General features: G+C 33.5%; 14 protein-coding genes and 1 pseudogene. 2 read left to right on the top strand and 13 right to left on the bottom strand.

Going from position 1 to position 12,379, the window contains the following annotated elements; genetic code table 11:
- Positions 1-176 precede the first annotated feature (176 nt).
- Positions 177-546: pseudogene (locus MHH69_RS07880) on the bottom strand (hypothetical protein).
- A 157-nt stretch (positions 547-703) separates the two neighbouring features.
- Between MHH69_RS07880 and MHH69_RS07875 the strand changes: the two are divergent.
- Complete coding sequence (locus tag MHH69_RS07875; protein WP_341362052.1) at positions 704-1,084, top strand: hypothetical protein; 381 nt, start codon at positions 704-706, stop codon at positions 1,082-1,084.
- Positions 1,085-1,301: 217 nt separating this feature from the next.
- Here MHH69_RS07875 and MHH69_RS07870 read toward each other — a convergent pair whose 3' ends face one another.
- The 9 genes from MHH69_RS07870 to MHH69_RS07830 all read right to left on the bottom strand — a co-directional run bounded on the left by MHH69_RS07870 (position 1,302) and on the right by MHH69_RS07830 (position 8,429).
- Entirely contained in the window at positions 1,302-1,685 is a 384-nt protein-coding gene (locus tag MHH69_RS07870; protein WP_341362051.1) for a VOC family protein, read from the bottom strand.
- Positions 1,686-1,785: 100 nt separating this feature from the next.
- Positions 1,786-2,064, bottom strand: a complete 279-nt coding sequence (locus MHH69_RS07865; protein WP_341362050.1) for an ArsR/SmtB family transcription factor — start codon at positions 2,062-2,064, stop codon at positions 1,786-1,788.
- A gap of 116 nt (positions 2,065-2,180) precedes the next feature.
- On the bottom strand, positions 2,181-3,032 hold the full coding sequence (locus MHH69_RS07860) for a MurR/RpiR family transcriptional regulator (RefSeq protein WP_341362049.1): 852 nt from the start codon (positions 3,030-3,032) through the stop codon (positions 2,181-2,183).
- Positions 3,033-3,330: 298 nt separating this feature from the next.
- Positions 3,331-3,615 (bottom strand): hypothetical protein, encoded by a 285-nt coding sequence (locus MHH69_RS07855; protein ID WP_341362048.1) that lies wholly within the window; start codon positions 3,613-3,615, stop codon positions 3,331-3,333.
- Between the two features lie 15 nt (positions 3,616-3,630).
- On the bottom strand, positions 3,631-4,983 hold the full coding sequence (locus MHH69_RS07850; protein WP_341362047.1) for a TRAP transporter large permease subunit: 1,353 nt from the start codon (positions 4,981-4,983) through the stop codon (positions 3,631-3,633).
- 62 nt (positions 4,984-5,045) lie between these two features.
- Complete coding sequence (locus MHH69_RS07845) at positions 5,046-5,924, bottom strand: DUF1932 domain-containing protein (protein ID WP_341362046.1); 879 nt, start codon at positions 5,922-5,924, stop codon at positions 5,046-5,048.
- A 14-nt stretch (positions 5,925-5,938) separates the two neighbouring features.
- On the bottom strand, positions 5,939-6,622 hold the full coding sequence (locus tag MHH69_RS07840) for an RraA family protein (RefSeq protein ID WP_341362045.1): 684 nt from the start codon (positions 6,620-6,622) through the stop codon (positions 5,939-5,941).
- Positions 6,623-7,272: 650 nt separating this feature from the next.
- Positions 7,273-7,443: a hypothetical protein gene (locus MHH69_RS07835; protein ID WP_341362044.1), complete on the bottom strand. Its 171-nt coding sequence runs from the start codon at positions 7,441-7,443 to the stop codon at positions 7,273-7,275.
- Between the two features lie 191 nt (positions 7,444-7,634).
- On the bottom strand, positions 7,635-8,429 hold the full coding sequence (locus MHH69_RS07830) for an IclR family transcriptional regulator domain-containing protein (RefSeq protein WP_341362043.1): 795 nt from the start codon (positions 8,427-8,429) through the stop codon (positions 7,635-7,637).
- Positions 8,430-8,680: 251 nt separating this feature from the next.
- Between MHH69_RS07830 and MHH69_RS07825 the strand changes: the two genes are divergently transcribed.
- Positions 8,681-9,085 carry a cytidine deaminase gene (locus MHH69_RS07825; protein WP_341362957.1) on the top strand — a complete coding sequence of 135 codons (405 nt, stop codon included), beginning with the start codon at positions 8,681-8,683 and terminating at the stop codon, positions 9,083-9,085.
- A gap of 127 nt (positions 9,086-9,212) precedes the next feature.
- Here MHH69_RS07825 and MHH69_RS07820 read toward each other — a convergent pair whose 3' ends face one another.
- The 3 genes from MHH69_RS07820 to MHH69_RS07810 form a co-directional block, all read right to left on the bottom strand.
- Positions 9,213-9,635: a hypothetical protein gene (locus tag MHH69_RS07820; RefSeq protein WP_341362042.1), complete on the bottom strand. Its 423-nt coding sequence runs from the start codon at positions 9,633-9,635 to the stop codon at positions 9,213-9,215.
- A 161-nt stretch (positions 9,636-9,796) separates the two neighbouring features.
- Positions 9,797-11,953: a heavy metal translocating P-type ATPase gene (locus tag MHH69_RS07815; protein WP_341362041.1), complete on the bottom strand. Its 2,157-nt coding sequence runs from the start codon at positions 11,951-11,953 to the stop codon at positions 9,797-9,799.
- A complete protein-coding gene (locus MHH69_RS07810; RefSeq protein WP_341362040.1) occupies positions 11,946-12,314 on the bottom strand; it encodes an ArsR/SmtB family transcription factor in 369 nt (122 codons plus the stop codon). The genes MHH69_RS07815 and MHH69_RS07810 overlap by 8 nt, the downstream gene beginning before the upstream one ends.
- Between the last annotated feature and the right edge of the window lie 65 nt (positions 12,315-12,379).

Below are 12,379 nucleotides of genomic sequence, written 5' to 3'. Positions count from 1 at the left end.
AATTTCATCTATACATCTAGATGACTTGTTTTACTATTTTATAGTACCAATACTTTAACGTCAACTTTGTTTTCTGAATTTTCAATTCCCCTTAGCATGAAGATTAATTTTTGAGCTTAAGATAGAAGGGAGATTCTTCTATTGAAAGAACCACCTTAAATAAATATGTAATACAACTATTGTCTATTTCCGGAACAACGAGCAATAGCTTGAACAGCGAGTTTCAACGCTTTAATTCGTCTTTCTAAAAGTGTTCTTTGGGGACTACCAATTTTAGATTTAGTATAAATTTTCTCCATTGATGGAAATAAACTAATCAGAACATTGTAAGCTTCAACTAAATCTTTCTGGGAATAAGAATGATTTCTTTCATTCCAAACGTTCTCTAGCATTGCTAAACCTTTTAACAGCTTTTAGTCGTTTTTTTACTAAGGTAATTTTTTTGCCATTTTGGCTCATTTGGGATAAGGCATTTTCGAGTTTACCGATTGACGATTGTAAAGATTTGATTGATTCTATTTGATCAACATTCGATACATTTTCCATAATAGCAATGTCCTTTCCTGTTTTAAAATATGGTGAACATCATTAACCTTAACTTGACTTAATTATTGAATCGACTTTTAAAAATCTAAAATTTATTTTAATTTTTAAAATTTTTTATTAAAATGATTTATATTGAATAATAAAAAGGAGAGAAACCATGAAGAAAATATTGAATATTTCATTAGCCCTTTTGCTAGTATCTGTATTTTGTTCAACTTCCACTCCTCATGCAAAAACAAAGGATAATAATAGTGATATTGATTTGTCCATTATTCCATATGTAAAAATCTTAGAAAAGCTTAATAATGAATATGGAATAAAAATGTATGTTTCAGATGAAGATAAAGTAAAATTTTATAAAAGTATATCAAATATGACTCCAAAACAATTTGAAAAGCTGCAAAGAAAACAATATAAAGAAGCACTAAAGTATATCCATGAAACAACACCTTCTTATGATAGTGCTGATGTTGGTAATCCTTATCCTACTCCAATTCCTAGGGCAGATAAAATAATTCCAGCCGTTCCGGTAGAGTAATTATTATTTAGCGTAACCGAAAAATGAAACAATTGAAAATAAATAGACCTCACATATTAGTCTTTATAAAATGTGTGGTCTATTTTTATAGCCTCTAAAAATTTCCTTTTATTAAAAAATATAAAAATTGAACCCCATCCTATTTTAGAACGAGGTTAGTAAATAAGTTATAAATTTACAACATCAATTTTATACGTTTTTTACAAGGTTAACTATATTACTGCTGGATGATTTGAATGAAATTTCCGCATGTATCATCAAAAATTGCTATTGTCATATCACCCATTTTTGTCGGCTCCATGATAAATTTTACGCCTAAATTCAGTAATCTTTCGTACTCCTTTTGAATATCGTCTACACCAAACATAGTTACTGGTATACCATCTTCATATAGCTTCTTTTGGTATTCTTTAGCAGCTGGATGTTGATTTGGTTCAAGTAATAGTTCTGTACCTTCTTGTCCTTCAGGAGAAACAAGTGTAATCCATCGATATTCTCCAGTTGGAACATCATGCTTTTTGATAAAGCCTAGCGTCTCCGAATAAAAATTTAACGCCTTCTCTTGATCATCTACAAATATACTTGTAACAATGATTTTCATATTATTTGTTTCCTCCTCGAATAATAGTGTGTTTTGTATGCTCCAAACAATATGGTTATCTACTAAACTATTTCGACTCGTTCATCCCATAAAATTATCTTTATTCTATCCATCCTTTTAACAAGTCTTTGAGAGGCTCATTATTGAACAGAAGTTCTCGATATTTCCCCTTTCGTTTTGAGAATACAAGACCTGCATCTTCCAATATAGATAGATGTTTTGCTATTCCTTGACGCGAAATGCTAAGGTTATGCTTCATTATGAGACGAGCGGTCAGTTCATACAATGTCATCTCGTTACGTTCCGATAATTCATCTAATATAAGCCGACGAGTCGAATCAGCCAGTGCTTTAAATATTGTGTCTGTATTACTATTCATATTTCAATAATACGCAACTAAATGGTTGCGCGTCAAGTTTGAGCAACTATTTAGTTGCTTGGAAATATATAAAAGGCTAGCAAAATTATTTCTAGCCTGTTCTACTTCTGATTTAATTAATCCAATGAGTGATAATTGATATCGGTCAAAATTGAATTTATCTTATCCAGTCGTTTTTTTGTTTGATCTGGATAATTAATTGCAAGAGCACTCATTATATAATCTACAATAAATATTGAAGATACAACGGAATTATGAAATGCGATACTACTAGCGTTACATGGTAAAACTAAGTCTGAATATGTGGTAATGGGTGCTGAATAGCTGTCTGTAATAGAAATAATTTTCACACCATTTTTTTTCGCTGTCCGTGAAAGATCAATAATTCTCCTTGCATAACGAGGAAAACTTATAGTAATTACTAAATCATTCTCATTCATATTAACAACGTTATCTACCCAATCACTAACATCAGCCACAACAAGACTTGTATTACCAAACAATCTATTTAGCCCATGAGTCAAGTATTGTGCAACCGGTAATCCACTCCTAACACTCGTACAAATAATCCGGTTAGCGGACAAAATCATTTTTTGGGTTTCTTCAAGGGTTTCATGTGAAATCATCTCAATCGTGTTTTGAATATTGTTAATTTGTTTCTCTGCATATCGACCCCAAAGATCGTCTTCTTCCATTCCTTTAATATTGGCTTCAAATCTTGTTTGGGGTGCAGCTTGGTTCCTTAAATTTTCTTGTAGTCCCTTTTGAAATTCAGAATAACCTGAATAGCCAAGGTTAAATGTTAACCTCATAATCGTTGTCGTACTTGTTTTTACTACACCTGCAAGTTGATCGACCGTTAAGAAGGCTACATCAAGTGGATGTTTAATGATATAGTCTGCCACTCTTCGTTGTGTTTCTGTTAATTCTCCAATTTTATGTTGTAATTTTTCGATTGGATTTTCCATATTATCTCTCCAGACAGGTGGTTATTGTAGTAAATATTCCACCTTGTTTCATTTGAGAAAATATTATCACGATTTCTCTATCTTGTAAAAATGAAATTTGTCAGCAGAAAGAGAACAGTTCAATCATTTCTCTCACTCATTAAAAATTAATAGAATTCACTACTTCAGGAAAAGTATCCTATATAGGACCATAGTCAAAAATCTAAATTTATGAACAATTTTACCGTAAAACAAACCTATCGTTGTAACAATAAAAAAAGCAGACTTATCCATTTGGAATTCATCTGCTCCGTTTATATTAACGAACAAGCTCAAACTCTTCACTCATTTTATTTGAAGAACTTTCTTCGACTTCATTTACTTCATTCACTTCCTTTTTTGGATAATAACCGAGAATGAAGCCAAATATACCAGCAATTGCACTAATCATAAATGTTGGTTCTGCAAACAATTCCCAAGTTTTCACAATCCACTCACCTTTTTGAAACAGAAGACCAGCTAACTGACCAAAGACAAGACATGTTCCACCGAATAAAAACAATAAAAGACAAGTTTTAAATAAAAAGGTAATATACTTTTTCATTTTTTCTACTCTCCCTTAGAATAAAACTGGCAAGAATCCCATTGCTATGAAATAGCCAATCAATAAAATTGGAACAACATAATATATGACTAACGGTATAAATGTTTTTTCAGGACTTGCACCAGCAAGTGAAGCGGCAATAAAAATTGATCCGGAAGCAGGAGGTGAAGCACCTTCAGTTGAGGCAAAAACGAGAATTGCTACTACTGCAAGTAACGGATCGACGCCTGCTGACACCATTGCTGTAAATGCAACCATACCAATCGCAGTTAAAGTTGCCGTTGATGATAATGGTCCGGCAACAATTGCAACTAGTAGTGAAATTATAAGTATCATTAACCACTTAGAAATATCGATAGAGCCCATTAATGTTGTTAAATCTTCAGGAAGTCCAAGATCTGTTAAAACTTGACTAGCTGCATAAGCAAATACAAGCAAAGCACCAATCGTTGAAAAACGAGGAATCGCATTATTTAAAAAATCAGACCAGCCCGCTACTGTTTTTGGTAGTTTTGTCCAGCCAACCATCATGCTAATCAAAATAATTAAAATCGGTATCCACGTAATAAGTGAGATACTCCCCATTGCATCTTCACCAATATTAGGATTTTCCATAAAACTTTCAGCAAGAGGACCAATCGTAACGACAATCGGAATTAATGCTCCAAAGAAAATCAATGTTGACTTCCATCCTGTTCTTAAGGCTTCTTTCAGTGGCTGAATAAACTCCGGTGAGATCGGTTTAATATTATCCCGCTTAACGAAATACATGATAAGGAATACACGATAAATGACTTGATAAATTCCTGAAATAAATAGAGCTACATACAAATCACCTTCTGAAACAACAGCTGCAATGGGTGCAAATCCAAGCATAATAAACATTGAAGCACTAGGAGGTAATGCTGCCCCTAGACCTCCATTACCAGCTACAATAGTAGCTGCCCGTTCACGTGTGAAATTGGACTGAACCATCCACGGTGCTGTTATGGAGCCAGTCGTAGCTGTATTTCCCGAGTTCGATCCTGCAAGCGTTCCCATTATTGCGGATGCAATTGTATCAACATATGCAGCTCCCCCAGGAAGCCGACCTAACAAGGAATTTAATATTTTCACTAAACTTGAAATGATTGCAGTATGATCGATAACATAAGCCATAAACACAAACGCAACAGAAGCATATAATACATCATTTGTTCCGGCAAACAAGAGACCGTTCCACATTAAATCTAAAAATTTTGAACCTCCAAATAAAGAAGTTGCAATAAAACCTACCAGCATTGCTTCTGCAATATTTCGTTTTAGAACTACATTCCAAAAAACAATAATGCCAATAAATACAAGTAATGCCCAGATTCCAACCCCCATACATACACCCTCTTTTTCATTTTTAGCTTTGTAGTAGTAACAACAACATTCATTGCCATTGTTTAAGTTGTAACTTTAAATTCCTCAATTACCTGTCTCCAATGTTTTGGCTTTTCACCATGATACTTCTCTTTTAAATTTAATGAAGCAAGTTTTTCAATTTTACTTTTTGCTGCTTTTGTCATCGATGAATCAATTTTGGCTGATTCTAGCATATTAATTGTGCCTCCAAGTTCAATAGAACGACGAGCTGCATGTAGTGCTGTTCCTGTTACCAAACGATTCATTGTTTCTTCGAATGTTCTGCCATTGATTGTTTCACTAAGTGAATCAATGACAAGTTTTTCTACATTAAAATGTTGAGCAGCTTCCAACATTTCAAGGTAGAGTCCAACAACTCCTTTCATATAAATACTTCGTATTAATTTTGCGGCTGTTGCTTCACCAGGTATTTCACTAACTTTCTCGATATTCATACCATATACAGTCATCATTTCAATAAATCGATCTGTTCCATTACCACTCGCAAGAATAGGAACCCTATGTTTATAAACTGGTAGAGGTCCCATCATCGCAGCATCGACAAATTTCCAACCAGAATTACTTATATTTAATCCTATCTGCTTTTTGATATTGGGAGATGCTGCCGAAACATCAATATAAACGCTTTCATTTGTAACTAGAGACTTCAATTTTTCACTAACTTCAAGTGCCTTATCTGCAGGTACAGCAACAATAATAGCCTTTACGTCTTTAATTGCTGCCTCCATAGAATGAACTATTGTAACGTTAGACTCCATAGCTCGACTTCTAATAAGTTCGCTATATTTCGGTTCATCCCAAAGCGGATCATATGCCTTCATTTTTTGTATTCCTTGCTCCTTTAAACCTGACGCTAACTCAAAAGCAGCCTCACCAAATCCTATAAATCCTAAATGCATATTCGTTTCTCCTTTTAATTACCAAATTCTCTCATTTTTTCAGCTAGCCATACTGGAGCTATACTGAATTTATCTGTATTCCCTACTTTTCGATTTTCCTCATAGCTTACAATTGTCTGTAGACGTTTTTCCTCATATTTAAATTTTGCTTCTGCTTTTTCCAGTACTTGTTCAATTTTTTCTTTTGATACAACAACAACTCCGTCATCATCACCGACAATTAAATCACCTGGAAAAACGGTAACTCCAGCGCAAGATATTGGTATATTGATAGCACCGGGGCCATCCTTAAATGGACCATTCGGAATGAATCCTTTTGCAAAAATAGGTAACCCAATTTCAATAAGACTTTCTTTATCACGGACAAGTCCATCTATAACAATTCCTTCAATACCAATTGCTTTTGCCGCTTTAGCCATTAATTCACCGAGATAAGCATTTTCTGTATGACCTTTTCCATCCGCGACAAGTACAAATCCTTCTCCCCCGCAGTAAATACCCTGGTGTAAGAAAAGATTATCTCCTGCTCTCATATCTACAGTTAAAGCAGTACCAACTACTTTCATTCCTGATGAAACTGGCTTTACTTTATAATCCATCGAACCAGTACATCCTAGAGCATCAGAAATAAGTGTTGTATTAAGTTTTTTAGCCCTTTCTATAATTTCCTTTGATAAAAGCGATGTTGTATAGCTCAATTGAATACTCCCCCTATTTTTGAAAAATGTTTAAATCTCTAACTTTATTTTTCTTTTAATCAAGCTGATAACGCTTTCAAAGATGGCATAACAGCTGACCATATGTAGTAAAAATAACAACTTAAAAATATTTTGTAATATTTATTACTACTTAATTGGAATAATATCATCGTTATTTATCGATGTAAATATTTTTTTGAACATTCAAACTTTAATTTTCTAAATCATATAAACTATTTTCTTGTACTGTTCGGAAAAAGACCGAAATACTTACCTTGTAAACGAAAAAAGAGTGCATTTTCCTTCTGGAAATGCACTCTTTAATCAATCGCTATCTATCTTTTATTTTTAACTGTATACATTACTCTATCAAATTTAGTTTCACCTTGCGATAAATGGCACCAATTTTTTTCATCGATAGGTTGAATTTTAAACTTTGATCCAACTTTTTCTAACATTCTTTGATAAGATTTAATATCCCAAGAATCATCGACATGTTCATATAAGTCTTTTTGTACAAATTCTTGGATAATAAAATTAGTAATAGAACTATTGTCCACTAAATTTCCAAAAAACTTCTTAACATAATCGATTCTTCTCTTCCTAACGGTTCATCGGTTAAGATATAAATTTTAAATACATTAACAATGTCATGTATATCTTCTTTCATCTAAAAAGCAAAGTGGTTCTAACCTTTTATCCTCTTCTGTAAAAGGTCCTCTCGTATCTTCGATAATGACATACGCTAACATTTTATTTTCTTTATAGAAACGAAAAATTTCTAAATCTCGTAATCTTAATTTTCTATCGATTGAAATCATTTTTCACCTATCCTAACAAATTAACATTTTCTGGAATATCTACTTTTACTACGGTTCTCTCTTATGAAAAGTTTTACTTTCCCGAGACCTATTTCAGTTTGATTAATGTTATTAAAAAATTTGCATGACTCCCCGGGAAGAATCGTGCAGATTTTTACGTTGAAGTTGGAAATTGTTACGGTTAAGATACTTTAACGAATACTTACTATTTTCTCAATTAACCGTGCCATTTCTTTAAGCTTCGGTAAAAATTCTTCTAACAACTGTTGTTTGGAAACACGACCTGCATGAACAGAACAGTTAATGGCAGCAATCACTTGACCATTTAATTTACGAATAGGTACAGCTATGGAACGAACACCTTCCTCCAACTGCTGGTCAACTCCTCCCCAGCCCTTTCTTCGAATGTCCATTAATATCTCGTACAATTCATCTTTATCAACAATCGTATTTTCAGTAAATTTTTTAAACTGAAACTTATTTAAACGTTCCTTTAACTCATCATCGGGTAAATAGGCAAGCAATACTTGGCCCATGGAAGTTGAAACCGCCGGCAAACGAGATCCGACTTCTAAATTAATCGACATTATTCTTTTTTCCGAAACTCTTGCCACATATAAAATATTATCATCATCTAAAATCGAAATAGAACTTGATTCACCGGTTTCTCTAACAAAAGATTCCATAACAGGTTGAGCCATCTGCCAGACGGATGTTTGAGAAGAAAGATAAACCGAACTTAACTCGATAATTTTCATAGTTAGTGAAAAATTTGCATGATCTGATTTTACATACCCTAAATATTCCAATGTAAGTAAAATTCTGCGTACTGTTGGTCGACTTAAACCGGTCATTTGGGCAATTTCACTTGTTGTTAATGAAGGATTTTCTACGCTAAACGTATTTAACACTTGAAACATCCGGTCAATTGATTGGATATAATCTTTACTTTCTTTAAAATCGTCCCTATTCATGTTCGATATCATACGATTGCCTCCACAAGTAAAAAATGTACGTTATGTGAAAATGTGTACACATAACGTACATCAACCGAAGGAAATATGCAATCAATTTATCCCATTAATTAAAGTTAACCAATAAAGAAAATTAGTATCTTTTTAGTAATTAAAAGAAACTTTATTTAGTACTGTTAAAGTACTTATTAATAATTTGTTAAACAGGAATAGCCAATTTAGCAGAAGGAACTAAATTCTGTTAATGTATTATTATAGAAAAAATTAGCATCGAACAAAAACTTTACCAAGCAATCGATTTGATAGAAAAGAGATATCCATCAGGCTGGGGTGGAGCCGCAGCCATGTATACGGAAAATGGTCAAATCTTAACCAGTGTAGCACCAGACGTTATCAATGCTTCGACTGAATTATGTATTGAAACGGGTGCCATTCTTGAAGCACATAAACTAAATACAAAAGTCACTCATACGATTTGTGTAGTAAGGGAAGATGAAAATTCCGAATTTACCGTTTTATCTCCCTGTGGTGTATGTCAAGAAAGACTTTTTTACTGGGGAGAAAATGTAAAAGCGGCTGTGACTAATCCAAATGGTAAATTGGAATATAAATCATTAAAAGAAATACAACCATATCATTGGTATAAAGCCTATCAAGGTTCATTTTAAATAGTGATATTGTTTAAGTTGTAGAAGACAAAAATAGGAACTTTCAGTTAGATGGAAGTTCCTATCTTTATTTAAATAAAGAATATTCAATTGTAAGACTTAAGCATTCCATCTAAAGATTTCCCTTTTATTTAAGTTCAATTTTATCTGTATGTTCATTCCCACTTTGATCAACCCATACGATTTCAATGGTGTAATCCACATTATCCTTTGGAGCATCTCCAAAATATAAATTTGGATAAGAAAAAGGATGTAAAGAGTATTTTGTACCATCAATATCTATGCCATTTTGGAACTTTATTTGTTCGAATATTTTTTTATCATCTTCTAAAAATAGCAATTTTTTAACTGTCAACTCTTCTTTATTTCGTTGTTGAACGGATACTTTCCATCCGATAGAGCTACCTCCAATTTTTTCATTTTTATATTCGGCTTCCCATATTTCATTTTCGGAAGTTCCTTGTAATTTGTTTTGAGAATTAGTCCAAAATACGAAACATCCTATAGCTATAATAATCGTTAAAACTAAAACACCGTAAAATTTCATCATTTTTCTTCTTCCTTTATTTTCAACTTTTCATCTCCTTCATATTATTATACACATTTTTCCAAATCCCTTTAAATTGAATGTTTTTTTATCACATATAGGAAAGAGCATGTAATTTGATCCAACTAATTATATTGAATCAAAACCATGCTCTTAAAATCTTTTTATTCCTTCATTCCCATAAGACGTAGACTATTTAATGAGACGAGTAAAGTAGCACCCATATCGGATAAAATAGCAATCCATAACGTTAACCATCCTGGAACGACTAGTAGCAATGCTAAAACTTTAATTCCTATCGCAAAAATAATGTTCATTTTAATAATATTTAACGACTTGCGACTTAACTTTACTGTAAATGGTAGTTTTCTTAAATCATCGGCCATTAAAGCTATATCTGCAGTTTCTAAAGCCGTATCCGTTCCAGCTCCTCCCATTGCGATTCCAACAGTCGAAGCAGCCAATGCAGGTGCATCATTGACACCATCCCCTACCATAGCGACCTTTCCAAATTGAGATTTTAATTGTCTTATCGAATTTAGTTTATCTTCCGGCATCAATTCTGCATTAACAGTTGATACCCCAACGTAACGTCCAATCGCATTCGCAGTACTTTGATTATCTCCTGTAAGCATTATTGTTTTATCAATTCCAAGTTGATGTAATTGTTGAATTACATCCTTACTCGATTCACGCACTTCATCCGCAACAGCAATGACACCTAGAAGTTCCTTTTCTGTACCGATGATCATGATGGTTTTCCCTTCGTTTTGAAGGTCTATGAATAACCGTTCTAAACTTTCGTCAATCGTTAAAAGTTCTTTAAATAGTTTCGTGCTGCCGACATAAACTGTTTTGCCTTGTACAGTTCCTTTAATCCCTTTGCCAGTTAAAGAAGCAAAATCTTCAACCACAATATTTTGATAAACGATAGATGCTTCTTTTGCTTTATTCATGATTGCTGAAGCAAGCGGATGACCAGAACGTGATTCTAATGCTGCTAAGAGGGCTAATAAGTTCTTTTCCTCCATATTTTCGTTCAATACATGAAAATCCGTTACAACTGGAACCCCTTTTGTTAACGTACCTGTTTTATCAAAAGAAATTGCTTTAATAGAGCCCATTTCTTCTAAATAAATGCCACCTTTAATTAAAACGCCTTTTTTTGCTGCATTTCCTATGGCAGAAACAATAGATATAGGAGTTGAAATGACCAAAGCACAAGGACAACCAACGACTAAAACTGATAACCCTTGATAAACCCACGTCGACCAACTTCCACCAAAAAGTAAAGGAGGAATAGCGGCCACAATAACCGCAATCACTATAATGATTGGCGTATAATATCTCGCAAATGTATCTATGAATGCTTGGGATGGGGCCCGTTCTGCTTGGGCTTCTTCAACAAGTTCAATGATTTTCGAAATCGTCGTATCCTCGACTAATTTTGTTATTCGAACTTCAAGTAACCCTTCTTCATTTAAGGTACCTGCAAATACTTCATCGTCTTCCTTTTTATACACAGGAACGGACTCACCTGTAATGGCTGCTTGATTTACGGTTGAATTACCTTTTACGATAATGCCATCCATTGGGATTTTCTGACCTGGTTTCACAATCATCATGTCACCAATTAAAATATCCTCTACAGGTACCAACATTTCTTGATGATTCCTTTTAATAAGAGCTTCTTTTGGAGCAATATCCATTAGTGAGCGAATGGATTGTCTGGCTTTATCCATGGAAAATCGTTCAAGCGCTTCACTTATTGCAAATAAGATGACTACGACCGAAGCTTCCGCCCATTCTCCAATAATCGCTGCACCAATTACTGCAATTGTCATTAATGTTTTCATATCAAAATCAAAACGACGTAAGTTTTGTAAACCTACAATAAAAAGGGAATAACCGCCAATGACAATGGATGTTAAAAATAATAATGAAGTGAGGATGTTTCCTTCCCCATTCACGAACATCGAGAGGTATCCAAAAACAATGAAGAGAGTTGCATAAAGTAAAGTATTGTATTTTTGATAAAATGCTTCATTTTTTACTTTAGAAATTTCCTTTTCTTCCCCGCTTCGGGAACTAATTTTATCAGGAAACACTTGAAGATTCTCAAATGAACCGGCTTTCGTTAGTTCTTCGATGGAAACTTCCCCTACAACACTAATTTTTGATGCGCCAAAATTCACTTTTGCATCATGTACACCTGGAAGTTCTTTTACATTTCTTTCAAACTTTCCTGCACAATTTGCACAGGAAAAACCTTCTACACGGTATACCTTTTTTTCTTCTATTTCTTTTGTAACATCATTCATTTCGAACTCCCTCCCTTTGATGGGCGAAAGCAACTTCAATTAGTTGTTTGACATGATCATCATCTAATGAATAATAAACCAATTTACCTTCTTTTCGGTATTTTGCTATTCCTAAATTTTTCAACAACCTTAAATGATGGGATGCAGTAGCTGTAGTTGCTCCTACAATGTTTGCCACATCACAGACACATAACTCTCCACCTAAAAGTGTAAAGGCAATTTTAATTCTTGTCTCATCAGATAAAGCTTTAAAAATTTTTGCCACTTCGAAGGGATTTTCCTTCGATAATTTATTTTGAATTGAAACGACTTTCTCCTCATTTATACACGTAATTTCACATACATCTTTTTCTTTATTCACTCTAGACACCCCATTTATTCAAATGAATATTTGATTGTTAAAACTAATATATTCAATAACATTCA

The sequence above is a fragment of the Ureibacillus sp. FSL E2-3493 genome, assembly GCF_038077515.1.
Lineage (GTDB): Bacteria > Bacillota > Bacilli > Bacillales_A > Planococcaceae > Ureibacillus > Ureibacillus halotolerans.
Note: the sequence above shows the minus strand (reverse complement) of the source record. Positions and strands in the feature narration are given on the sequence as shown.